Origin of the sequence: Methyloversatilis sp. NSM2 (assembly GCF_038066675.1) — a bacterium.
Classification (GTDB): domain Bacteria; phylum Pseudomonadota; class Gammaproteobacteria; order Burkholderiales; family Rhodocyclaceae; genus Methyloversatilis; species Methyloversatilis discipulorum_A.
Genome location: NZ_JBBUKV010000017.1, coordinates 116,984 through 141,128 on the forward strand (window position 1 = coordinate 116,984; position 24,145 = coordinate 141,128).

The window sequence follows — 24,145 nt, forward strand, 5'->3', positions numbered from 1 at the left end:
GGCAGCGTCAGACCGGGCGGCCGGTCAGCATGGCCAGCGCCAGCGACAGGATGAGGCGGCCGCGCGCCAGCGGTGCCAGTGCGAAGGCCTGTGCGAGATCGCGCAGCGCGGCCGCGCGCTCGCCGTCGCGGTAGCGCCACTTGGCATAGTCGGCCAGCACGCTGGCACGGCAGCTGCGCCAGAAGGCGGACTGCTGCGCCACAGGCAGCAGCGCGCGGTTCTTGTCCAGGCAGTCGAGGGCGCCGCGGCGCATCGCCTCGCGGTTGCGGCTGACGCTGCCGGGATTGCGCGTCACCACGACCTGCAGATCGGGCAGGCAGGCGTAGCGGCCGGCGGCGGCGAGGCGCACCCACTGATCGGTGTCCTCGGCGCCGCGCAGACGGGCGTCGAAGCCGCCGGTGCGCTCGAGCAGCCCGCGCCTGACCATTACCGACGACGCGCCGCCGGCCACCGCCGAGTGGCCGCCGAGTATGCGTGCCACGAGGTTCTCGGCATCCGGCGGACAGCCCCATTCGCCGACCTTGACGCCCTCCGGCGACTGCAGTTCGGTAGCGTGCGAGCAGAAGCCGATGTCGGGTTCCGCGTCGAGCAGTGCAACCTGCTGCGCGAGCTTGTGCGGGCGCCACCAGTCGTCGCTGTCGAGAAAGGCGATGAATTCGCCGCGTGCGGCGGCAATGCCGGTGTTGCGCGCGGCCGACATGCCGGCGTTGTCCTGACGGATCACGCGCAGCGCGTCGCCGCGGCGGGCGAGCAGGGTGGGCGTGTCGTCGGTGCTGCCGTCGTCTACGACGATCAGTTCGAAATCGGTGAAGGTCTGCGCCTGTACCGAATCGATCGCGCGGTCAATGCACCAGGCGCAGTTGTACGCCGGCATGACGATGCTGACGCGCGGCGTGCTCATGCGCCGGTGTCGTAGCCGAGGCGGGTCTGCATCGGCGCGATGCGGTCGAGGATGCGCTCGATCAGTTCCGGGTTCTGCTGCTTCCACTTCGCCTTCGCCGGCTTGCCCTTGACGATGCTGGTCGGCCGCTGGTCCAGCGTGCGGCAGCGCTGTTCGATGTCCGTCGTGAAATCGAGGTCGAGCCGCGCATAGACGTCGCGGAACATGTCGACCGGCCGCTCGAACAGGTCCTCGTAGCGCAGATGTATCCAGCGGTCGGCCGGCAGCGCGGCTGCGGCGTCGAGCGCGAGCTGGTTGGCGCTGATCCACTGGAAGGCGCACACCTCCTCGATCGGCGCGTGGTTGTAGGCCTGCCAGCCGGGCGCGAGGAAGAAGGCCCAGTCGGTGTACTCGCCGCCATTGATCGCCACCGGCTCCGGGAAATCGCCGAGGAACTGCGACAGATGGAAGTCGCCGTCGGTGCGGCCGAGGCGCCAGCCATCGATCATCGAACTGATGTTGTCGCGGCCGTCGCGCTGGATGAACACGAACTTCGCTTCCGGGAACAGCGCGTGCAGATAGCCGATGCGCATCACGTTGATGCAGGTCTTGTCGAGCACGCGGCCACCGCCCAGCCGGCGGTAGAAGAAGCGCAGCGCGGCGTCGCGGTGTTCGGGCTTCGCGTGTTCGGCGCCGGCGGCTTCCGAATGCCAGCCGTTGTTGAGCGGACCGTACAGCTCGTTCCAGAACTGCGGGATTTCGAAACCGAGGTTCACCAGCTGTTTCGACGCGCCTATGGTTTCGAAGGTGACCGTGGTGCCGGAACGCGAACAGCCGACCAGGAAGACCGGCGGCTGCGGCGTCGGGCGGGTCAGGTCCCACCACAGGCCGCGCGCGTCGCGCTGCAGTTCGACGATGTTCTTGGCGACGATGTCGGGATCGCGCAGCTTGGCCAGTTTGTTCAGCATCGGGGTCCGTTCAGCGATTCTTCAGCGCGCCGTGCAACTCGCCGAGCGAGGCGGCCAGACGCACGAGATAGTGACGGCGGCGGTCGGACGACAGCGAGGTCGCCAGTGCGCCGAGATAGCCCAGCGCCTTGCGCAGCATGTAGGCGGCCGGCCGGATGCCTTCGACGTGGGCGACCGACGACGAGCGGATGAAGGCCTTGCGCACGACATAGCCGGTGCGCAGTCGCGCGCCATCGACATAGTGGTACTGGATCATGTCGGGTACGTACACGAGACGTGCGCCCATCGCCAGCCCGCGGGTCACCCAGTCGAAGTCCTCGGCGCCACCGAGGTCGTGTCCTTGCGGGCCCAGTTCGGTCGAGAAGCGGCCGATGCGGGTCGCCCACTCGGTTCGCACCGCCAGATTGCCGCCGCCGGGCACCGCCCTGCCAACCGGTACTTCCATGCCTTCGTCGCCGAGATCGAAGCGCGGCACCGGCAGCGGATAGACGCGGTAGGGCCCGGTATCGCGTGCCCATGCCGGCTCGCTGCCGTCCCAGTCGGGCAGGATGCGGCCGCACAGCAGGGCGGCATCCGGATGGCGGTCGAACGCCGCGCACACCGCCTCGATATAGCCTGCATCGACGCGGTGGTCGTCGTCGACGAAGGCGATGCAGTCGCTGTCGATGCGTGTCAGCGCGCGGTTCAGCGCGTGCGACTTGCCTGGCGTTGGCTCGCGGTCGGCGAGCAGTGGCAGGCCGTGCTGGCGCGTTGCCAGCCAGGCCAGCGTGTCGTCGCTGCAGGCGTTTGCCATGACCATGATGCGCACCGTCCAGCCCGCTGGCCGGCGTGCCGCGTCGAGCGAAGCCAGCGCCTTTGCCAGCAGCGTGCGGCGGTTATGCGTGCAGATCAGTATGGTCAGTGACGGCATTGCGCAGCGCGAAGCCTCAGGCGGCGCTGCCTTGCGGCGCGCCGCTGCGGCCGCGGCGGCGGTAGCCGCGCAGCATGCCGAAGGTGTGCGCCGCGTTCATGCCCTGGCGCAGTGCGCCGGGTTGAGCGGTCACCCACATGCGCAGCCAGCGTGCCGTGTGCGACAGCAGCTGCCGCAGCAGGAAGGGCGGTACCCCGAACAGTTCCTTCGGCGCGCGTTCCATCCGGTGTTCGCCGAAGCGCAGGCCGCCGCGGTAATGCAGACGCAGGAAGTAGCTGCGTTTCAGGCGCCATGTTTCGACGAAATGGTCGACCACCATGTCCGGCCGATAGCGCAGCTTCAGCTTGCGTTCGAGCAGGGCGCGGAACATGACCGCGTCGGATCCGCCGCCTATCACGTTGCCGACGCGGTCGAAGCGCTTGTCGAAGCGCAGGGTCGGGTCGTCGCGGAAGATGCGCATGTCGTAGGCGACGTTGGCGGTCCACACCGGCGTCGTGTCGTCCTTGATCCAGAACGCATCCGGGCCGTGATTCACCTCGGCGAGGAAGCCGAGCAGATTGTTCTCCAGCCAGCGCGGGCGCTGGCCCGGCGCGAAGCTCACCTCGACGCGGCCGCCGGCGCAGTGGGCGCCTTCTTCGCGGATGGCGTGCCGCGCCGCCTCGACCAGCCCGGGATGCGGCAGTTCGTCGTCGTCCACGTAGATCAGGATGTCACTGTCCATCGCTTCGGCCAGGCCGCGGTTGCGCGCTGGCACGATGCCCTGGGTCGATTCGGTCACGTAGCGCAGCGGCACGCCCGGCTGGGCGGCCAGACGTTCGAGCACGGCCAGCGTGTCGTCGCTGCTGTTGTTGTTGATGACGAGGATTTCGAACGGCTCGGCACACTGCTGCGCGCGCATCGCGGCAACCAGCGCCTCCAGCCGGTCCGAGCGGTTGTAGGTACAGAAGGCGAAACTGATCATGACGACTTGCTCCGGGTATCTGCCGCATTCGGGCGGCGCCGGGTGTTCAGCAACAGGCGGTGCAGCGGCAGCGGCAGCAGGGCGGGCAACATGTAGAGCCAGTCCTTTGCGCCGCCATAGCCGCTCTTCATGACGGCGCGGAACAGTGGACGCGCGGTCAGCAGGTCGCCCTTCCAGTAGCTGGTGTAGGCGCGGTGCAGCAGTTCGCCGTCGGTGATGTCGCGTACCTTGTGCCGGCCCAGACGGTCGGCAATGTCCGGGTTGGCGGCGAGAAACTTGCGCTGCGCGCGCAGGTGGTTGAAGGCGATGCGCGAGCGGTTCTTGGTGATCTGCTCGCCGTCGTGGAAGTGGTAGAAGGCCAGCACCTCGGGGACACGCACCAGAGGCAGCACGCTGCCCAGCCGCAGCCACAGGTCGTAATCCATGCACGAACTGAGCGCGGTGTCGAAGGCGCCGTGGCGGCGTATCGCCGCCATGCCGAGCATGGCGCCATGGATGGGCCAGCGGCAGCCGCCGAGCAGTGCTTCGACCTTGTCCGGTGTCTCGTAGTCGGGCGGCACGAAGGGCTTGCTGCCCTCGCGGCCGACGCCGATGTTCTGCCAGCCGCAGTAGGCGAGTGCTTCGTCTTCGCGGCCGGCCAGCGCGGCCGACATGCGTTCGAGGAATTCCGGGTGCCAGGTGTCGTCCGAGTCGAGGAAGGCCAGCAGGCGACCGCGTGCCCGCGCCAGCCCGGTATTGCGCGCGGCGGCGGCGCCGGCGTTCGTCTGTTGCAGCGGCACGATGCGCGGGTCAGCGTTGGCCAGCGCCTGCATGACCTGCCAGGAGTCGTCGCGCGAGCCATCGTCGACGATGATCAGTTCCCAGTCGCCGCGCGTCTGCGCCTGAACGCTGGCCACGCTCTGGGCGAGGTGACGGGCGCCGTTGTAGCACGGCATGACGATGGAGATGGCAGGCGTCACGCCGCGCTGCTCCGCTGGGCTGAAGGCGGCAGGGTTGCGGAAGGGGCGAGGGACGGTCGGACGGCGGTGGTCACGGTAGGTGGGCGGATGCGCGAAACTCTTGAGCGTCCCGGAATGCTAGCAGCGCTTGCCGATAACGGCGCTGGTATACGTCACGGCCCGTGCCGGTGACCTCGACGCCCCAGGCGGGCGCCCCCTCCGACATCAGTTGTGCGGCCATGTCGCGGTTCACCGCTACCGCGTAGTGCGAGCCGTCGTAGGTGTTGTCGGTGCGGGCTGTCCGCTCGCCGGGCAGCGAAAAGTCGATCAGGCGCGGGAAGTGCCCGGCGGTCGCGTACAGCGCGTCGAGATAGCCGTCGAGCAGGCCGTTGCGCTCCATTTCGTCGATGCGCCAGGCGCTGACCGGCGGCACGTAGGCGAGCACGCGGGCGTCCGGAAAGCGCTTCGCCAGTTCGCCGTACAGGCGCGAGTTGGCGCTGTCGAACGGAATCGACTGGCGGCGCCGGGCGTCGTTGCGCTGCAGGCCTTCCGCGCTGCGGAAGCGCGCCGGGTCGAAGGCGGGGGCATCGGCGCGGATGACGCAGTCGAAATTGCGGTCGTAGTAGCGCGGCGTGCCGGGCTGTGTCAGCGCCTGCCAGGACAGCGCGAGGCTGCCGGCCGACAGGTAGTCGGCCAGCACGCCGGGCGGCGCGCGCAGTTCGCGGACGAAATCGGGAATCGACGGCGGATCACGCCCTTCGCGCAGGAAGTTGAAGCCATCGACGCCGACCACGACGAGCTTCGGCCGCATGCCGAGATGGCGCAGGTAGTCGGCGTAGGCGATGAATTCCTCGATCTGCCCGCTCGCGAAGGACAGGTTGAAGCAGCGGTGCGGCGCGAAGGCGTCACCCGGCATCAGCGTGCCGCGTGAGCTGCCGAAGATCAGGCAGTCGTAATCGGCCATCCGGCGCTGCAGCAGGTTGATCTTGGACAGGCGTTCGTTGAAATGCGGATTGACGCCAGTGAAGCGGTTGCCGCCGAAATGCCACAGCGGGTCGACCGCCGCATTGATGGCGAAGGCGATGGCGCAGACTGCCGCCGCGCTGAGTGCCGTCAGGGCCATGTAGCGGCGGAAGGAAATCAGCGGTCGGCTCATGCGCGTCAGAACTGGAAGTAGAGAAATTCGCTGACGCGATTCAGGTGCAGCAGCGCGAAGCCGAAGGCGCAGCCGGCGCAGATTGCCGTCAGCCGGGTCGGCCGCCAGGCGATCCTCGATGCCTGTGCGTGTTCGAGCGCGGGCTCGAAGCGCGCCATGATCTGCTGTGAATTGGGCGCCAGCCAGACGATGGCGAGCAGGCCGGCGATCCAGAACGGCGCGTGACCGGACGGATCGAAGGCAGTCACCGGCACGCCCTGTGTCGCGCTCAGTCCGATTGCCTTCAGCGCGGCGGTCAGCTGCCAGGCCAGCGGCCAGTTGGCGGGCACCTGCAAGGCTGCCTCGCCGCGCATCGCGGCCATCATCCGCCAGGCGGCATCGAAGTCGCTGGCGCGGAAGAACACCCAGGCCAGCACCACGGCGACGAAGGTGAGTGCCGCGCCGGCGAGGCGTTCAGCGCTGCCGGCCGGGCGGCAGGACAGGCGCGCGCGCAGTGCCCGCCAGCCGTGGTTCACGCACAGATAGAGCCCGTGCAGCGCGCCCCAGACGACGAAGGTCCAGCCGGCGCCATGCCACAGACCGCCCAGCACCATGGTGAGCAGCAGGTTGACGTAGCGGCGCAGCGGCCCTCGCCGGTTGCCGCCCAGCGCGAAGTACAGGTAATCGCGCAGGAAGCGCGACAGCGTCATGTGCCAGCGCCGCCAGAACTCGATCATGTTGGCCGCCTTGTAGGGCGAATCGAAATTCAGCGGCAGGCGCACGCCGAACATGCGCGACAGGCCGATCGCCATGTCGGAGTAGCCGGAGAAGTCGAAGTAGAGCTGCAGCGTGTAGGCCAGTGCGCCGCACCAGGCTTCGATGATGCCGGGCTGCACGCCATTGCCGGCGGCCGAAAAAACCGGCGCCACGTACACCGCAACGCCGTCGGCCAGCACTACTTTCTTGAACAGCCCGATGACGAACATCGTGCCGCCGACGGCGACGTTCTCCCAGCTGAAGCGGTAGGTCGCCGCAGCGGCGAACTGCGGCATCATTTCCTTGTGATGCAGTACCGGCCCGGCGATCAGGTGCGGAAACCAGGTCACGAACAGGCCGTAGTGGATGGGGTTGCGTTCCTTCACTTCGCCGCGGAAGGCGTCGACCAGGAAGGCGATCTGGGTGAAGGTGAAGAAGGACACGCCCAGCGGCAGCACGACGTGTTCGAGCTGCCAGCCGAAGTCACCGACCGCGTTCGCGCTGTTCACGACGAAGTTCGCGTACTTGAACCAGCCCAGCAGCGCCAGGTCGGCGACGATGCCCAGCCACAGCAGACGCTTTGCGCGTGCCATCGCGCCGGCCGCATGCGCCGACGAGATGGCGGAACCGACCGTGAAATTGAAGGCGATCGAGGCGAGCAGCAGCAGGACGTGTATTGGCTCCCACCAGCCGTAGAAGGCGAGCGACGCGATGAACAGCCAGCCGGCGGCGATGCGGCGGTTCGCGCGAGCGAGCAGGAAGAAACCGGAGAAGCTCAACGGCAGGAATACAAGCAGGAATTCCCACGAGTTGAACAGCATCCCGGCTCAGCCTTTTCTATGCAGAAGCCGGCGCATCGTCGCCGGCCAGCCTACGTCGTTGGTGCCGGCCGCCAGCTTGCGCATGAAGCTGCCGCTGTTGTCCGAGTTGTACAGCGTCAGGCGGCGCAGGCTGTAGGGGTCACCGTCGCGCAGCGCCCAGCCGGTGCGCGTGGTGCAGGCGCCGGCATAACCCGCGTCGCGTACGGCTGCGGCACAGCGTGCGTCCCAGGCGCCGTAGGGGTAGGCGAAGCTGCGCACCTGCGCGCCGGTGATGTCTTCCAGCGCTGCGCGTGAATCGCGCAGCTCGTTCGCCAATGCGTTGTCGTCGAGCGCCGGCAGGCGCAGGTGATTCACCGTGTGCGAGCCGATCTCGATGCCCGATTCCGCGAGGGCACGCAATTGCGCGCGGTCGAGCAGTGTCAGCGGAGGGCGGTTCGTCGAGCTCCAGCGTGGCGCTTCGCCGATCGAACCGGTCACGATGAAGCAGGTGGCACGCATCTGCCGTTCGCGCAGCAGATCGAAGGCGGCCAGATTGTCCGCATAGCCGTCGTCGAAGGTGATGACGGCGACCCGGCCCTGCCAGCGCGATGGCTCGGCCAGCAGTTCGCCCATGGTCGGCGTCGCCCAGCCACCTGCCTGCAGGATGTCCATCTGCGCGCGGAACTGCTGCATGGACGCCGCCCACGGCCAGTCCGGCCGGCCGCTTCCCGCAGCCACCGAGTGGTACATCAGCATGACGGGGCCGTGCCCACCGGCCCGGCGCAGCAGCAGGCGCGAGACCGGATCGCTCATTTGCGCGGCTCCGCACGCAGGAAGGGAATCTTTGCCTTCCACTTCTGCTGCTCGCCGGCAAGCGCTGCGATCGGCAGGAACAGGAAACACAGCCCGTAGACGGCCGCGCTGCAGCCGCCGACGACGATCAGGTGCAGCAGTTCCGGCAGGTTCTGCGCGTAGTGCTCGACCGGCAACGCGACGGCGACCATCAATGCGGCCAACAGCAGCGCCGGCGTCAGCGCGCCGAGCAGTTCGCGCCAGCGGGTGCCCAGGCAGCGCGACGCCAGCCAGTACATATGCGTCGCGTTGTAGGCGGCGACCACGATCAGCGCCGCCGCGACGCCGTTCAGTCCGTACTCGAGGCCCGCCAGCGTGGCGCCCCCGGTCAGCAGCAGCAACGCGATCTGCACCTTCAGTTCACGGTGCAGCCAGTTGCGCGCGGCCAGCACGGCCCCGCACAGGTTGGCGATCATCAGGAAGGGGCTGGCAATGGCCAGCAGCGACAGCGGACCGGCGGCTTCGATCCAGCGGGCACCGTACAGCACGTTCATCATCGGAGCGGCCAACAGGTGCAGCAGCACATAGAAGGGCGCCGCATAGACGGCGACCAGACGGATGCTGTGCAGGAACATGTGGCGCGATTTCGCGTCGTCGTGCTGTTCGCGTGCCAGTGCCCGGAACAGCACCTGGTAGACCGAGCCGACGATGAACATATTGGGCATGCGCACCAGACTGTCGGACTTGTTGAACAGACCGACCGCGCTCATGCCCAGCGTGCGGCCGAGCACGAAGTTCGACGCCTGGTTGCGCAGATAGACCACGATGTCGTTCACCGACACCAGGAAGCCGTAGCGTGCCAGTTCGCGCCCGCGCGAAAACTCGAAGCTCAGGCCCGGCCGCCAGCGCGCGATCAGCGACAGCGCCAGCGCGTTGGTGAAGGAGCCGGCGAGCCCGCCGAGCACCAGACTCCACACGCTCCAGCCGGCAAAGGCCAGCCCGATGCTGGTGCCGCTGGCCACGAACAGCGTGAGCACGCGGGCGACGGTTTGCGCCTTGAAGCGCATTTCACGGTGCAGAATGCTGTTCGGCAGATTGACCAGCGGCCGCGTGATGAAGGTGAGCGCCGACACGCGCAGCAGCTGCTCGTACAGCGGTGTGTCGTACCAGCGGGCGAACCAGGGCGCGGCGCAGAAGAACACCGCGTAGATCGCTATGCCGATCAGCAGCTGCAGCGTGAACACCACGTCGTAGTCGTGCTTCGTGGCCTCCTTGGCGCGCACCAGCGCCTGACCCATGCCGCCGCCCGACACGAAACCGGCCAGGCCGGTGAACACCTGTATCGTCACCAGCATGCCGAACTCGGCCGGCGCGAGCAGGCGCGCCAGCACGATGCCGAAGGCGAAGGTGAGTATCTGGATGCTGGTGTTGCCCAGGAAGAGCCAACCGACGCTGTGTCTGAAGCTGTGACTGGCGGCCATGCGGGCGAATGAAGGGGCAGGTTCCGGAAGATCCGCCTCTGCGGCGGGAGTGAGCGCGAAAGTATCGCATCAGACGGAGTCGATGCCTTGCACACCCTGTCACGCCGTGGCGCAGGCCAGCGTTGCCGGTCTGAAGCCAAGCGTTAGCTGCGTCGCTGTTCGCGCCGCGCTTCGCGTGGTCTACTGTTCGACCTTGTGACCCACCGGAGAGACCTTGCATGCTTCCGTCGATCCTGCGATCCCCAAACTCCCGTCGCTGGCGGCACCTTGTCTGGATGCTCCCGCTGTTCGTGTTCGCTGCAGATGTCTCAGCGCGCAGAAATGAGACCACCAACTGGACGGAGCAGGACTTTGCGCTGTATCCGCCGTTCTGTCGCGCACGCATCGAACGCGAGCCGAAGGAACTGGTGGATTACTGGACCCAGCGGCTGGGCCCGAAGAACTACCTGCACATCCACCACTTCTGTTTCGGCCTGAAGGCGCTGAATCTGGCTTACGCCAATCTGAACAACAAGCAGCAGCGCGAGTTCATGGCCAATGCGGTGGTCGGCAACTTCAACTACATCGTCGACAGCACGGAAAGAACCTTCTACCTGCGACCGGACGCCTACGTGAATCTCGGCCGCGGCCACCAGCTCCGCGGGGAGTACGACATTGCACGGCAGAAGTTCTACGAGGCGCTCAAGCTCAATCCAAAGCTGGTCGACGCCTGGGTCGCGATGAGTGACATGTACTACCAGGCGGGCAAGAAGTCGGATGCGCTGTCGGTGCTGCTGCAGGCGAGTGAGTACTGCGGCGAGAACAAGAAGATAGACCTGCGCATCGCCGAGATGCGTGCGGCCGGAATCAAGCCGGCGGCGGTCGAGGTGGTGTCCGTTCCCAAGCCCAAGCCGGCGGAAGCGCCGCCGGCCGCAGAGGGCGCAGCGGCGCCGGAAGCGGCGCCGGAAGCGGCGCCGGCCGCCGAGTCGGCGCCCGCGGCGGAGCCGGGCGCGGCGACTGCTCCCGCGGCTGAGCCGGCGCCCGCAGCGGCCGAGTAAGCGTTCTCAGTCGGCGCGCAGCCGCCTGAGCAGCAGCGCCAGATGGCCTGCCCGCGGTGCCAGGCGCAGCGAACGGATGAAATCTCGCCAGAAACCGGGCGCGGCACCCTGCGTCGCCCAGCAGCGGTCGAACAGGGCATTGCCGAGTGCGCGCCCGAGCAGCCGGCCCTGTTCGGCTTGCAGCACCGGCTGCAGTCGCTCGAACAGCGCGCGTTTCATTTTTACGTCGTGCTCGTGCATGCGGCTGGCCAACGCGGCCTGTGAAAAATAGCTCTGACCGTCGCGCCGCCACTGGTAGAGCGGCTGATCGACCAGCGCACAGCGCAGCCCACGTGCAGCGGCCTCGATCGCCCACGCCGATTCGGGCCAGTGGTCGTTGTCCATCGGGCTGATGGAATCCAGTGCAGTGCGCCGGAACACCGGGTGCTGGAACGAAGCCGGCACGCCGAGCAGCAGCGACGCAAACAAGCGACCATCAAAGGTGATGACACCTCTGTCGTCTCCGGCGCGGGCGCTCGCGAGGCGCAGTGCTCGTCGTGTCGCACTCCGCTGTCGCAGATTGACGTCGTCCGCCTCGTCGCCGAACGCGTCCACCCCGATGAAGGCCACGTCGGCTTCACGCAGCGCCGCTGCGGCGGCGGACAGGGCTTCCGGCGCCAGCCTGTCGTCGTCGTCGAGCTGCGCGATCAGTTCGCCGCGGGCGGCTGCGAAGCCGCTGTTGCGCGCGGCGGCGACACCGCGCGGCTGTTCGTGACGGACCAGGCGCAGCCGCGGGCCGACGATGGTTTCCAGCTCGGCGGCGTCGATCGGCGGCGTCGAGCCGTCGTCGACCACCACCACTTCCCAGTCGGTGCAGGTCTGCGCGGCGATCGAGGCGAGCGCCTCGCGCAGCAGTCCGGGCCGGTTGTGCGTCGGTATCACCACCGACACGAGCGGCGCGGCGCTGTCCGTGATCGCGCTCATGTCCGCCAGGCGGCGACGCGATGGCGCAGCGCCTGCCGCCACTCGCCACGCTGTCGCGCCAGCATCGCGGTGCCGATGCAGGCGTCGCGCAGGGCGCGCCGGGCCGCCGGCAGTGCCGCGGTCATGTCTGCTGCGCGCAGATGGGCGCACAGTTCCTCTAGCGCCTGGATGTCGCCGCGCGCCTGCTCATAGCGGTCGCCCGAGGTGTTGTTCGCATGCTGGCGGTAACTCACCAGCGTTTCCGCCTGATAGAGGATGGGGGCGTGTGCGGCCGTGCGCAGCCACAGGCTGTAGTCGTCGGCCCAGAAGCCGCGCTGCGGCAGGAAGCCGCCGGCTGCTTCGTAGGCGCTGCGGCGGATCATCACCAGCGAGGCACTGAGGATGAAGTTGCCGCGCAGCAGTGCGTCGAGGATGCGACCGCTGCCGCGCAGGCCATAGCCCGAGCCGGTGGCGGCCAGCAGCTTGCCGTCGGCGTCGATGCGCCGGTGATCACAGTAGGTGGCACCCGCTTCCGGAAAGCGCTGCATCAGATCGACCTGGCGCGCCAGCTTGTCGGCATCCCACACGTCGTCCTGGTCGATGAAGGCGATCAGTTCGCCACCGGCAGCGGCGGCGCCGGTGCGACGCGCGTGCGCCTGGCCGTGATTGGTCTGCGACACCAGCGTAATCCGGTCGCCGTAGTGCTGCAGCAGCGCAGCGCTGCCATCGGTCGAGCCGTCATCGACGACGACGACGCGCGCCGCCGGCAGGCTCTGCGCGAGCACCGAATCGAGGGCTTCGGCCAGATGTGCTGCGCCGTTGAACACCGGCATGACGACGCTGATCGACGGCGCATCCATGGCAGCTCAGCGTTGCGGTCGCGCCACGAAGGCGAACTGCTGCGGCTTGAATTCGGCCAGCCAGCGGTCGAACAGGCGGAAGGTGAGGCGGCGCAGCGGTGACGGCGACCACCACGATTCGTTGATGCCCACTGCGGTGTCCACCCGGTAGCCGCAGTCCTCGATCATGCGCAGCGCGCTCTTGCGGGTGAAGAAACGCAGATGGGTGCGGTCGCGCACGCCGCGGCCTTCGTAGCGGAAATCGCGTTCGAACAGCATGTGCTCGACGTTCTCGACGTGCAGCAGATTGGGCAGCGAAATGATGACGACGCCGTCCGGCGTGAGCCAGCGCTGCGCCAGTTCCAGCGTCTGCCACGGCGATTCCATGTGCTCGAGCACGTCGTTGAACACGATGGCGTCGAAGTGGGCGTCCGGCAGAGCGCAGCCTGCCGCCATCGGCTCGGCGAGCACCCGGTCGAGCCGGGTCGCTGCCAGCGCGGCGGCGTCGGCGGCCGGCTCCATGCCCCATACCTCGATGTCGCGTACCTGTTTCAGCGCGTGGCCGAAGGCGCCGGTGTGGCAGCCGACGTCGAGCAGCCGGCGGGCGCCTGCGGGCACGAAGCGCTGCATTTCGCTGCGCGGGGAATCGGGGTAGCGCTGGATGTCGCTCACGGATCAGAAGTCGAAATAGATGAAACGCTGCGTGCTGCCGCCGAAAACTACCACACACAGTATCGCGGCCGCATAGACGCCACCGCGCAGCAGCGGCGTCACCCGCGACCAGCGGTCGAGGCCGCTGGCGCAGGCGCTGACGATGCGCGACTCCAGCAGCACCAGGACGCAGGTGAGCGCGGTCAGCAGCCAGACATAGCTGCGCACCGCCGGTGGACTGGCGTCGCTGCCGGCCAGCCCGGCCATGCGCGCGCAGATGTCGAAGGCCTGTGTGGTCGATCCGGCACGGAAGAACACCCAGGTGACCCAGACGACGACCATGCTGCAGCCCCAGGCGAGCACGGCGTAAGCGATCTGCCCTGCCGGCGCCTGCGGCTTCGGCAGCCAGGGCTGGACGACGCGGTGCGCCACCAGCCAGGCGCCGTGCAGGAAACCCCAGATGACGAAGGTCCAGGCGGCACCGTGCCACAGCCCGCCGAGCACCATGGTGATCATCAGGTTGGCCAGCGTGCGCGCGTAGCCGGCGCGGTTGCCGCCGAGCGACACATAGAGGTAATCGCGCAGCCAGCGCGACAGCGTGATGTGCCAGCGCTGCCAGAATTCCTGCGGGCTGCGGCTGATGTAGGGGTAGCGGAAATTGCGCGGCAGATCGACGCCGAAGCCGCGCGCCAGACCGATCGCCATTTCGCTGTAGCCGGAGAAGTCGAAGTAGATCTGCAGCGCGAAGGCGGTGACCGCCAGCCACGCGGTGGCAGTGTCCAGCCGCGACGGGTCGGCCCACAGTTCGTCGGCCAGGCCGGCGAAGTTGTCGGCGAACAGTATCTTCTTGATCAGCCCGCCCATGAAGATGAGCGCACCCACCTTGAGGTCACGCGCCTGCAGCGGCCCCAGGCGCTCCAGCTGCTCGACCAGTTCGGAGGCGCGCAGGATGGGGCCGGCCACCATGTGCGGGAAGAAGCTGATGTACAGCCACCACGAGCGGAAGGAAATGCGCGTGGTCCATTCGCCGCGGTACACGTCGATCATCACCGACAGCATGTGGAAGGTGTAGAAGCTGATGCCCAGCGGCAGCGCCCAGTGCGTCCAGTGGCTGTCGAGGCCGGTGTCGGTATGGCCGGCGAAGGCGGCGACGGCGATCGCCGTGTCGATCAGCATGCCCAGGTACTTGATGCCGCCGAGCAGCGCCAGATTTAGCACCAGCGCGATCACCAGCGTGCGCTTGCTGCGTGTGCGCGACAGTGCGCTGTAGAACAGGTAGTTGATGCTGACCGACAGCACCAGCAGGATGAGGTAGGCCGGTTTCCACGACGCGTAGAAGATGAGGCTGCCGGCCAGCAGCACGACCGCGCGCTGCGGCTGCGTGCGGCACAGGCCGTAGATCGCCAGCAGCGCGGCAAGGAAGACGAAGAAGACGGGCTGGCTGAAGATCATCGTGCGGTGTCCTTGCGCCAGGCGTCGCCCAGGGCGGCGCTGTACAGGCGGGCGCCGCCGTCGTTCAGGTGACCGGGGTCGGCGAAGTGGTCGGGTTCGAGGGCCGGCACATCGACCTGGAGCCAGCGCGCGCCGAGCGCTTCCAGCGCCGGTGTGACGCTGGCGTAGGGGCCGGGCGCGGCGCCGGGGCCGAAGGCCGATTCGCGGCCGAACAGCGGGGTGGCGATCAGGTGCACGCGTACGCCTGCCCTGACCAGGCGGTCGACCAGCTTGTGCATCGCATCGACCATGCGCGGATCGGGTGGCGCACGTGTGCCCGCCTCCTGCGCCATCAGCTGTTCGCGGTTCTGGAAGCGGCCCTTGAAACCGGCGCGGTAGCCCATGTTCTGCGCGGCGCTGCCGCCCACCGGCTCGACCTCGCCGACCGTCGCCTCGGCGAAGCGCAGCAGTTTGTCCGGTTCGCGCAGTTGCCGCAGATTGCCGCTGTAATACCAGGTACGCAGCAGCGAACCGAACAGCTCGGCATGAAAGCCGCCGTCGAGCAGCGCGTCGCGCTCGGCCAGAAAGCCGTAGTAGCCGAGCGAGTCCTCGTGCTGGAACAGCGTTTCGTCCAGCGTGATCAGTACGTCACTGGGTCGGGCGCCGGCTTCGAGCAGACGGTCGGCCACGCCGTGCAGCACCAGTGCGTTGGCACCCGGCATGCCGAGGTTGAAGGCGCGCACACCGGCGGGCGATCCGGCCGCGGCGAGCAGGGCGTCGGGCGCGATGCCGTTATCGGCGCGGCTGTTGCCGAGCACCAGCAACGACGGCTGGGCGTGTTCGACAAAATCGATCTTGTCGGTGGCGCGGCCGACCGCGAACACGGCGCGGTAGCGCTGCAGCACCGCGTCGCTGTGCAGTGCCAGTTCGAAGCAGGCCAGCAGGGCCAGCGCAATCCATGCTGCCGGGCCCAGCGCGGCAGTCCATCCTCTGTTCATCGGGACACCCAGGCGCGAAGTTGATCTATCCATCCGGCGGCCGGCGCGCGCGTGCCTTCGCCCTCGACGCTGAGCGTGCGGCGGCTGCCGTCGGCCAGCGTGACGGTCGCCTCGACCGCCAGCCGGTCGTGCGGGTAACGCAGCGCCAGCCGGCGGCCCGGCAGCGAAATGTCGGCGACGATGCCATCCGCCTGTTCGACCACCGTGGCGTCCAGCGGCGGCAGTGCGCCCAGACTCGGGCGCAGCACGACCAGGAAGCGGTCTTCGAGCGCCGGCGCCGCGGGCGAGATTTCCAGCCGCCAGGCGCCCGGATCGAGGTCGGACGGGCCGCGCGCGATGTTGGCGGCCAGCGTGCCGTTCTCATCGAAATTGAGTCCGTCGACGAAGAACTCGAAGCCCTTGCCGCCGATCGGCACGATGCGCGCGTCGCGCGGGTAGAGCACCTCGCCCTCCAGCCGCGGCAGGCCGGCGACCTGCATCACCGGCGCGCGTTCGATCACGAAGCGCCGACCGTCGATGCGCGGCGCCTCGGCGCTGTGCAGCAGCCAGCGCTTGGTGAATTCGGCGCGCGTCGCTTCCAGCGTGTCCTGCACGACCAGCATGTCGGCCGCGCGGTCGTAGATGAAGATGCGCCAGGCGCGCTCGACCCGCCGTGTGCGGTGGTGGAAGCTGTGGGCGCCGGTCTGTGCGCTGGTGTAGGCGGCTGTGATGTCGGCCAGCGCGATCAGCAGGCCGTCCTGTTCGACCACGCGCACCATGCGGCCGGTGTGGAAGTCGTCGTACTTGCTGCGCCAGTCTTCGAGGTCCATCGGCGCGGCGTGCAGGTCCCAGCCGGAACCGACACGGCGCTGGCCGCCGTCGTTGGCGATGGTGCGCGGCTTCTTGTTCTGGCGCGCCGGCATCGGCAGCGTGTCGGCCGGATCGGTCACCGTCAGCGTGTTGTGGGCGATGGTCTGGTAGTGGTAGTTCAGATGGTGGTCGGTGCCGTAGCCGCAGTAGCAGCCGCTGTCCAGCGCCAGCGGCGCGCCTTTGTACAGCGTGAAGCTGCCCTGGTCGAGATGGCTGTGCGACCAGTAGTTGTCGCCGGCCTTGAAGCTCAGATGGGTGGCATCGTCGCGCCAGCTGCTGCGGGCGAGCAGCCAGCCCAGGCCGTCGGCGTAATGGGTGAGCGGCTGTGTCTGCACCGCGGCCGGCGAGTACAGCGTGGTGTCGGTCAGCGGCCCCCAGGGCCACGAGGTCGGGACCGGCTTGCGGTCGGGCTTGCCGTACAGCGTGTAGGCGGCCGCGTGGCGGTATTCGAGCGCCAGCGCCTGTGCGTCGTCCACCGCGCGGCGGCCGAAACGGCCGTCGCCGATCTTGACGCTGCTGCCGTCCGGCAGCTGGCGCATGACCAGAAAATCGAGGAAGCCGCGCAGCGCCGGCTCCTGCCGGAACAGGTCCTCGCCGGTAGCCGATCGCCACATGGCGGGCACCTGGTAGATGGCCTGGCCGATGCCGATGCCGACGTACTCGTTGCCTTCGTGCCAGCCACCGTTGCGTCCGCCGATCTGCCGCCACACCGGCAGCACGCGGTTGATCCAGTAGTCGTAGGTGAAGGCCATCACCGGCGCCGCGCGTGGATCGTCGCCGTGGATGGACAGCGCGCAGGCCATCAGCGCCTGGAAGGGCGCGTTGTACAGGTAGACGTTGTACGGCGACAGCGCCTCCAGGCGGATGACGCGGATCTGGTGATTGCAGGCCTCGATCACCTTGTCCTTCAGCTTCGGCATCAGTTCCGGCGGTACGCGGTCGTGCAGCCAGTCATAGACCTGGGCGATCGGCTTGGTCTGCGCGTGGCCGCGCCAGTTGGGCTTCATCCGGACGACGCGCTCGACGATGACACGCACGTCCTGCGTTTCCGGCGCCAGCACCGCCGCCTCGATGGCCGCGCTCAGATCGCCGCTGCCGCCTTTGGCGCGCTTGACGAGCTGAGCGATGTAGTCGGGGTTTTCGGCGCGCAGGCGGACGATGTCGCCGGCCGACGGGTAGGGCAGCCGCGGATGCGCGTGGCGGAAGCCGGGCAGGGCGGGCAGTTGAAGTTCCTCGGGCAGTGGCAGCGTCGGTTTGCTGCGCGCTGAGGCGAGTACGGTTGGAGGGGGCGTGCGTGCGAGCGACCACACCGCGCTGGCGCTGCTCAGCAGCAGTGCGGCGACCAGTGTGAATGCCAGTCGCGGACGCACCGGCGAGCGCGGCCGCGGCGCTTCACCGGCTGCCGGCGCCAGATGCCGGACCGCCAGCACGGCGCCGGCCAGCGCCATCACCACCGTCGTGATGTCGGGCGTGCGGCCAGGCACGTACTGCTGCATCCATTCCAGCCCGAAGGCGAGGCCGCCGCAGACCAGCACGATGACCGGAGTGATGCCGCGCCCGCCGCCCGACAGACGGTGCAGAGCTGCCGCCAGTGCTACATAGGGCCAGAAGGTGTCGATCAGCACGCTCAGGCCCAGCATCGGATTGTTCAGGTGAGCGACGAAGGGCGTCCAGTTCAGCTGTCGCAGCGCGCCGGGCTCCGGTGTCAGTTCGCCGATGGACAGCGCCAGCACCATGGCCAGCGCCGCCAGCGCGGGGCGTGCCGGTTTGAGGCGGCGCGGCAGTGCCAGCCCGAACAGCAGGCCGGCCGCCGCGCCGGCCAGCGCTTCGGCCGAAAGCTGGCGACTGATCACCGCCACCTTGAGCAGCAGCACTGCCAGCACGAACAGCCACAGAAAGCGCGTCAGCGACGCCGTGCGCTGGCGGGCGTCGCGCGCCAGCAGTGTGAGCGCGAACAGTTCCAGCGCGTAAGCGGCCATCCGTGCGAAATCGAAGCTGGCCGGGTCGCCCAGCGTGGCCGCCAGCGGTGCGAGGCCGTTGCGCAGGGTGCCAAGGTCGAGCGAGGGCACGAAGGGTGACAGCTGCGACAGGGCCCAGCCGGCAATGGCGACGAGGGCCAGATCGGCGTCGCGCGTCGGCTGGAAGCTGCGCGCGCGCCAGGCCTGCAGGCGGGCGACCAGGCGCCAGCGCGGCGTCAGCAGCGCGGCGATCGTGGCGCCGACCAGCCCGCCACCGGTGTTCAGGATGAAGTCGGCCAGCGACGGCACCCGCTGCGGCAGATGCGCCTGCGCAGCTTCGACCCCGAAACTGAGGGCGGCGGCGAAGGCCGTCGCCAGCGCGATAGACAGCAGCGCCGGCCAGCTTCGCGTCAGCCAGCGCAGTCCGATGCCCAGCGGTATGTATATGAGGGCATTGACGACCAGATCGGGCGCCGACAGCGCCTTCGTGTTCCACACGCCGAGAAAGGCCAGTGCATCGGCGGTCGGTCGCCAGCCGGTGAAGGGGTAGAGGCTGCCCCACAGGATCAGCGCGGTATAGACGACGCATGCCGCGAGGACGTTCCGGGTGTGGCGCGCTTCGAAGGGCATGGACGGGGACGAGGGGCTGACTGACAGAGGACGTGCGCGGCGATTATCCGGACCGGCACCGGCGGCCGATAGGGGGTGGCGGCGGCTTGTCGCTGCCGGAAGTGCCATCAGTCACGATCGGCCGCGGGCCGGAGCGGGAGTCGGCGGCCGGTCTGTGCGAAAGTGCGCACCCGGAGGAGGGGACGATGTACGGGCTTTACGGGGCATTGCTGCTGTGGGCGGTCGCGCTTTACTGCGTCAGGCGCGATCTTGCGCGCGCCTGGGCCGAGCCCTGCCTGCGCCACCCGGTCATGGTGTTCGAGGGCGACGACTGGGGTTATGGCCCGCTGGAACAGGCCGACGCGCTGCGCGACATCGCGCGCGTGCTGTCGGCGCATGCCGATGTGCAGGGCCGTCACCCGGTGATGACGCTGGGCGTCATCCTGGCCGGACCGGACGCGGCCCGACCGGACGAGGCGGAAGCCTGCGTCGCGCTGGACGACGCCCGGCTGGCGCCAGTGCTGGCGGAAATGCGCGCCGGCGTGGCGCGCGGCGTGTTCTCGCTGCAGCTGCATGGCATGCAGCACTATCACCCGGCTGTGCTCGACAGGGCCTGCGCGCAGGATCCGGCGCTGCGGGCGTGGCGAAACCAGCCCTTTCCAGCCACCGAAGACCTGCCGTCGCCGTTGCAGAGCCGCTGGACCGACGCGTCCAGCCTGCCCTCGCAGGCGCTGGACAGGGCCGACATCGTCAGTCGCGCGACGGCCGAGGTGTCGACCTTCGCCCGCGTCTTCGGCGTGATGCCGGCGGTGGCCGTGCCACCGACCTTCGTCTGGAACGATGAGGTCGAGACCGCCTGGGCGGCGGCTGGCGTGCGCGCGCTGGTGACGCCGGGCGAACGCTACGAGCGGCGCGGCGCCGACGGCCTGCCGGTCGATAGCGGCCGGCTCTACCGGAACGGCCAGCGCTGTGCTTCCGGGCTGACGGCGCTGGTGCGCGACGATTATTACGAACCGGTGCGCGGCCACCGCGCTGAGCGCGGGCTGGAGGCGCTGGCGCGCAAGTGGGCGCAGCGACGCCCGCTGCTGCTGGAAACGCACCGCTCGAACTTCGTCGGTCGGCAGGCCCGGCACCAGGACAGTCTGGCAGCCATCGACAGCCTGATCGCCGAGGCCTGCAAGCGCTACCCGACGCTGTGTTTCGTGTCGGTCGAGGCGCTGGCCGACGCCTACGCGACCGGCGGATCGGCACTGCTCGACCACGGTCTGCCGGCCAGACTCCGTGCCTTGCCGGCCCGCCTGCTCACCACGGGGCGTCGGCGCAAGGTGCTGCTGCTGCTCTGTTTCCTGACGGTGTTTGCGGTCGCGCTGGCTGCCTGAAGCCGCCTCCGGGCGCCGGAATGCGCTTTTTCATTGTGGAAATTTGTGTCTCCCCGCCTGGCCAGTAGCCCTGAAACGGCGTCGCAACGTGCGTTAGTTATCACCGCCCCTGTGCGCCGCGGCTTCTTGTGACCAGATTCACGCGTGATCCCCGGCTCAGCCCATATCGTTCGCGCTCAACAAGCCGGCGCCCCCGCGTCGGGACAATATTTGCGGCTGGTCCGAAGCATCGTCCGGGCGGCCGAAAAGGGGTTGATTGTGGTCAGACTGTTCAGTCACTACGTACCTTCCGTCACGCTCATGAGACTTATCGCCGAGGCGATCGTGCTGTTGATCGCCGGTTTCGGCGCCGCCTGGATCAGCGCGCCCGCCAGCATGGAATCGTTGCTGCCCGCACTGCTGCCGGCTTCGGTGTTCGCCATCCTGATGACGCTGCTGATGAGCGCGCTGGGCCTGTACCAGCGGGAACAGCCGCGCAATCTGTCCGAACTGGTCGGGCGCGTGCTGTTTGCCTTCCTGCTCGGCCTGCCGGTTGCCTACATGGTGTTCCGCCTGCTGCCGCAGGGCAGCGTCGCGATGCCGGCACTCGATGTGTCGCTGTGCATGGGTTTCGGCGGCATCCTGCTGCTGCGCGCGGCGTCCTTCCTGCAGGCCGACGGTGCCGGCATGTTCACGCGGCGCATCCTGGTCGTCGGTACCGGCGCTGAGGCGGCTTCCGTGTGGGCCAGCGTATCGACCTCGGCCAGCGCCACCCACACTATCGTCGGTTTCGTGCCGGTCGGTGCCGAAGAGGCGGTCGAAGTGCCGGCCACGCTGGTGATGCCGGAAGGCAGCTGTGTGATGCAGCTGGCCCGCGACCACCGCGCCAACGAGATCGTCGTGGCGGTGCGCGAGCGCCGCGGTGGCGTGCTGCCGCTGCGCGAGCTGCTGGACTGCAAGTTGGCGGGCGTCACCGTGAACGACCTGTCGAGTTTCTTCGAGCGCATGCGCGGCCAGGTCCGTCTGGACACGCTGCGTGCCAGCTGGCTCATCTACGGCGACGGCTTCCGCCAGGGCTTTGCCCGTAGCGCGGTCAAGCGCGTGTTCGACATCGTCGCCGCCAGCGTGCTGCTGGTCGTGACCGCGCCCATCATGCTGCTGGCTGCCATCGCGATTGCGATCGAATCCGGCTTCCCGGTCATCTACCGCCAGGAGCGGGTCGGTCAGGGCGGCCGTACCTTCAAGGTACTCAAGTTCCGCAGCATGCGTCTGGACGCCGAAGCCGATGGCAAGCCGCGCTGGGCCGGTAGCAACGACGACCGCATCACCCGCGTCGGCCACTTCATCCGCAAGACCCGCATCGACGAACTGCCGCAGATCTTCAACGTGCTGCACGGCGACATGAGCTTCGTCGGTCCGCGCCCGGAGCGTCCTTTCTTCGTCGATCAGCTGACCGACCAGATCCCGTTCTACGCCGCCCGTCACAGCGTCAAGCCGGGCATCACCGGCTGGGCCCAGGTACGTTACAGCTACGGCGCCTCGGTCGACGACGCGGTGCAGAAGCTGCAGTACGACCTCTACTACGTGAAGAACCACACCCTCTTCCTCGACATCCTGGTGCTGCTGCAGACCGTGCGTGTCGTGCTGACCGGCGACGGCGCCCGCTGATCGTCGCCCCCGTGTCCGGTCGGCCGCGCGCTGCGCGTCCGGCGGGTCACGGGCACAATGCGGTTCATTGCAACACTCCTGACGCCGCGTCCTGATGGATTCCCTCCCCGCCGCCTTTGCGCTTTACGCATACGCTGCGGCCGCGCTCGGATTCGCCGCTTTCTGCCTGCAGCTTTTCATGAGCGCCAGCCGGTCGCCGCGCGCCCGCCTGCTCGGCTGGTGCATGGTGGGCGGCGCCCTGTGGTGTGCCGCGATGACCGGATTCGTGTGGCGCCCCCATCCGCTGTGGTGGACGCTGGCGCACGCGGCCGATGCCCTGCACTACCTGCTCTTCCTGTTCTTCCTGGCCGCCTGCGTGGTCGACCCCGATGGGCGCCAGCCCCTGCGCGGGCTGGTACGCAAACCTTCCTGGCTGATACGGCTGGCCCTGATCACGGTCCTGCCCTGTGCGCTTGCCTACGCCGTGCTGTCCTGGGTGTTGCCGCGCGACGCGGGGGTGCTGGTCTGGCTGATGGGGTGCGGCCTGGCGCTGAGCCTGCTGGGCGCGGTGATGACCGAGCAGTTCTATCGCAACACGCCGCAGCAGTGGCGCTGGGGCGTCAAGCCGATGACGCTGGGTCTGGGCTTCACGCTGGTGTTCGACCTGTACTTCTTTTCCGAAGCGCTGATGTTCCGCGAACTGGATCCGACCCTGTGGGCGGTGCGCGGTCTGGTGCACGCCATCGCCATTCCGCTGTTCGCCGCGTCCTCGGCGCGCATCCGCGAGTGGTCGATCCGGCTCAATGTGTCGCGCGAAGCGGTGTTCCACACTTCGGCGCTGGTGATGACCGGGGCAGCGCTGCTCATCATCGCGCTGGCCGGCTACTACGTCCGTTTCTTCGGCGGAGAGTGGGGTGCGGCACTGCAGACCGTGGTGCTGGCAGCCGGTGCGCTGGGGCTGGTGGCGTCCATCGCCTCCGGCAGCGTGCGCGCCTGGCTGCGCGTATTCGTGAACAAGCACTTCTTCAGCCTGCGCTATGACTACCGGGCGGAGTGGCTGAAACTGGCCGACACGCTGTACAGCGCCTCCAACGTCGACACCTTGCGCGAGGCGTCGATACGGGTGATGGCCGATCTGGTCGAAAGCCCGGGCGGCATGCTGTGGCTGCGCAACGAGCAGGGCGTGTATGCGCCGGCGGCGCGGCTCAACCTGCCGGCCATCGACGCGCGCGAGCCGGCCGACAGTCCGCTGATCGCGCTGCTGCTCGGTCGCATGTGGGTGGTCAATATCGAGGAGCACCGCTCGCGCCCCGGCGTCTATGGCCACATGCGCCTGCCTGAATGGGTGGCGCAGATTCCCGAGGCCTGGCTCATCTGCCCGCTCGGCAGCGAGGACATGCCGCTCGGCTTCGTCGTGCTGTGCCGCCCGCGCGCCCTGGTCGACCTGAACTGGGAGGTGCGCGACCTGCTGAAGACGGCGGGCCGCCAGGTGGCGGGCGTGCTGAACCAGACGCAGGCGATGGAGGCGCTGATCGAGGCGAAGAAGTTCGAAGCCTTCTCGAAGATGAGCGCCTTCGTCGTGCACGACCTGAAGAACCTCATTGCCCAGCTCACGCTGCTGCTGCGCAACGCACAGAAGCATCGCGACAACCCGGAATTCCAGCAGGACATGCTGGACACCATCGAGCACGCGGTCGGCCGCATGAACAGCATGCTGCTGCAGCTGCGCTCCGGCACCCAGCCGATCGAACAGGCGGCGCCGGTATCGCTGACGCCGCTGCTCGAAAGGCTGCATCGGTCACGTGCGCGCAGTGGCTGCGCGCTGGCGCTCGAAGTCGAGAGCGGACTGGTGATCCGTGCTCATGAAGACCGGATAGAGCGGGTTGTGGGGCATCTTGTGCAGAATGCACTGGATGCCACGCCGCAAAACGGTAAAGTCAGCATCAGGGCGCGCAGCGGACAGGAGGGCGTCGTGGTCGAGGTCGAGGACAACGGCTGCGGCATGACCGAAGAGTTCGTGCGCGAGCGCCTGTTCAAGCCGTTCCAGTCCACCAAGGCGAACGGCATGGGCATCGGTGCCTATGAAAGTTTCCGCTACATCCAGGATCTGGGTGGACGCATCGAAGTAATCAGCGAGCCGGGGCGGGGCAGCCTGTTCCGGCTCGTGTTTCCTCAGCAGACGGCCGCGGCGGCCGTCGCCTGACC

19 protein-coding genes are annotated in these 24,145 nt (G+C 68.3%); 4 read left to right on the forward strand and 15 right to left on the reverse strand.

The features are described 5' to 3' along the window. Positions 1–7: 7 nt before the first annotated feature. The 9 genes from WJU27_RS19455 to WJU27_RS19495 all read right to left on the reverse strand — a co-directional run bounded on the left by WJU27_RS19455 (position 8) and on the right by WJU27_RS19495 (position 9,621). A complete protein-coding gene (locus tag WJU27_RS19455) occupies positions 8–901 on the reverse strand; it encodes a glycosyltransferase family 2 protein (RefSeq protein ID WP_341423151.1) in 894 nt (297 codons plus the stop codon). Continuing rightward, a complete protein-coding gene (locus tag WJU27_RS19460; RefSeq protein ID WP_341423152.1) occupies positions 898–1,848 on the reverse strand; it encodes a sulfotransferase family protein in 951 nt (316 codons plus the stop codon). The genes WJU27_RS19455 and WJU27_RS19460 overlap by 4 nt, the downstream gene beginning before the upstream one ends. Positions 1,849–1,858: 10 nt before the next feature. Then, positions 1,859–2,758, reverse strand: coding sequence for a glycosyltransferase family 2 protein (locus tag WJU27_RS19465; protein ID WP_341423153.1), 900 nt, complete (start codon positions 2,756–2,758; stop codon positions 1,859–1,861). Positions 2,759–2,774: 16 nt separating this feature from the next. After that, a complete protein-coding gene (locus tag WJU27_RS19470; RefSeq protein WP_341423154.1) occupies positions 2,775–3,719 on the reverse strand; it encodes a glycosyltransferase in 945 nt (314 codons plus the stop codon). After that, positions 3,716–4,678 carry a glycosyltransferase family 2 protein gene (locus WJU27_RS19475; RefSeq protein WP_020165871.1) on the reverse strand — a complete coding sequence of 321 codons (963 nt, stop codon included), beginning with the start codon at positions 4,676–4,678 and terminating at the stop codon, positions 3,716–3,718. The genes WJU27_RS19470 and WJU27_RS19475 overlap by 4 nt, the downstream gene beginning before the upstream one ends. Before the next feature lie 70 nt (positions 4,679–4,748). Beyond that, positions 4,749–5,813: a hypothetical protein gene (locus WJU27_RS19480; RefSeq protein WP_341423155.1), complete on the reverse strand. Its 1,065-nt coding sequence runs from the start codon at positions 5,811–5,813 to the stop codon at positions 4,749–4,751. Positions 5,814–5,818: 5 nt separating this feature from the next. Continuing rightward, a complete protein-coding gene (locus WJU27_RS19485; RefSeq protein ID WP_296813247.1) occupies positions 5,819–7,369 on the reverse strand; it encodes an MBOAT family O-acyltransferase in 1,551 nt (516 codons plus the stop codon). A gap of 6 nt (positions 7,370–7,375) precedes the next feature. Then, complete coding sequence (locus WJU27_RS19490) at positions 7,376–8,161, reverse strand: polysaccharide deacetylase family protein (protein ID WP_020165868.1); 786 nt, start codon at positions 8,159–8,161, stop codon at positions 7,376–7,378. Then, the gene (locus tag WJU27_RS19495; RefSeq protein ID WP_020165867.1) at positions 8,158–9,621 is read right to left on the reverse strand and encodes a lipopolysaccharide biosynthesis protein; all 1,464 of its coding nucleotides are present in this window, start codon (positions 9,619–9,621) and stop codon (positions 8,158–8,160) included. Before WJU27_RS19495 ends, WJU27_RS19490 begins: the two co-directional genes overlap by 4 nt. A gap of 275 nt (positions 9,622–9,896) precedes the next feature. On the opposite strand from WJU27_RS19495, the gene WJU27_RS19500 reads away from it, so the two are divergent. Continuing rightward, on the forward strand, positions 9,897–10,658 hold the full coding sequence (locus tag WJU27_RS19500; protein WP_341423156.1) for a tetratricopeptide repeat protein: 762 nt from the start codon (positions 9,897–9,899) through the stop codon (positions 10,656–10,658). Positions 10,659–10,664: 6 nt separating this feature from the next. On the opposite strand, the gene WJU27_RS19505 is transcribed toward WJU27_RS19500, so the two are convergent. From WJU27_RS19505 to WJU27_RS19530, 6 genes are read right to left on the reverse strand one after another with little or no spacing between them, the layout of a single operon-like run. After that, positions 10,665–11,621 (reverse strand): glycosyltransferase family 2 protein, encoded by a 957-nt coding sequence (locus WJU27_RS19505; protein ID WP_020165865.1) that lies wholly within the window; start codon positions 11,619–11,621, stop codon positions 10,665–10,667. Next, the gene (locus WJU27_RS19510) at positions 11,618–12,460 is read right to left on the reverse strand and encodes a glycosyltransferase (protein ID WP_020165864.1); all 843 of its coding nucleotides are present in this window, start codon (positions 12,458–12,460) and stop codon (positions 11,618–11,620) included. Before WJU27_RS19510 ends, WJU27_RS19505 begins: the two co-directional genes overlap by 4 nt. A 6-nt stretch (positions 12,461–12,466) precedes the next feature. Further along, positions 12,467–13,111, reverse strand: coding sequence for a class I SAM-dependent methyltransferase (locus WJU27_RS19515; protein ID WP_020165863.1), 645 nt, complete (start codon positions 13,109–13,111; stop codon positions 12,467–12,469). 3 nt (positions 13,112–13,114) lie between these two features. Beyond that, a complete protein-coding gene (locus tag WJU27_RS19520; protein ID WP_020165862.1) occupies positions 13,115–14,542 on the reverse strand; it encodes an MBOAT family O-acyltransferase in 1,428 nt (475 codons plus the stop codon). Next, positions 14,539–15,519 carry a hypothetical protein gene (locus WJU27_RS19525; protein WP_020165861.1) on the reverse strand — a complete coding sequence of 327 codons (981 nt, stop codon included), beginning with the start codon at positions 15,517–15,519 and terminating at the stop codon, positions 14,539–14,541. The genes WJU27_RS19520 and WJU27_RS19525 overlap by 4 nt, the downstream gene beginning before the upstream one ends. Beyond that, positions 15,516–18,956, reverse strand: a complete 3,441-nt coding sequence (locus tag WJU27_RS19530) for a VanZ family protein (protein ID WP_341423157.1) — start codon at positions 18,954–18,956, stop codon at positions 15,516–15,518. The genes WJU27_RS19525 and WJU27_RS19530 overlap by 4 nt, the downstream gene beginning before the upstream one ends. A gap of 185 nt (positions 18,957–19,141) precedes the next feature. Here WJU27_RS19530 and WJU27_RS19535 point away from each other — a divergent pair, with 185 nt between their 5' ends. From WJU27_RS19535 to prsK, 3 genes are all read left to right on the forward strand, one after another. Next, positions 19,142–20,314, forward strand: coding sequence for a hypothetical protein (locus WJU27_RS19535; RefSeq protein WP_341423158.1), 1,173 nt, complete (start codon positions 19,142–19,144; stop codon positions 20,312–20,314). Positions 20,315–20,614: 300 nt separating this feature from the next. After that, the gene (locus WJU27_RS19540; protein ID WP_081629131.1) at positions 20,615–21,961 is read left to right on the forward strand and encodes a TIGR03013 family XrtA/PEP-CTERM system glycosyltransferase; all 1,347 of its coding nucleotides are present in this window, start codon (positions 20,615–20,617) and stop codon (positions 21,959–21,961) included. A gap of 94 nt (positions 21,962–22,055) precedes the next feature. Next, a complete protein-coding gene (gene prsK, locus WJU27_RS19545; RefSeq protein ID WP_296813258.1) occupies positions 22,056–24,143 on the forward strand; it encodes an XrtA/PEP-CTERM system histidine kinase PrsK in 2,088 nt (695 codons plus the stop codon). Positions 24,144–24,145: the final 2 nt, after the last annotated feature.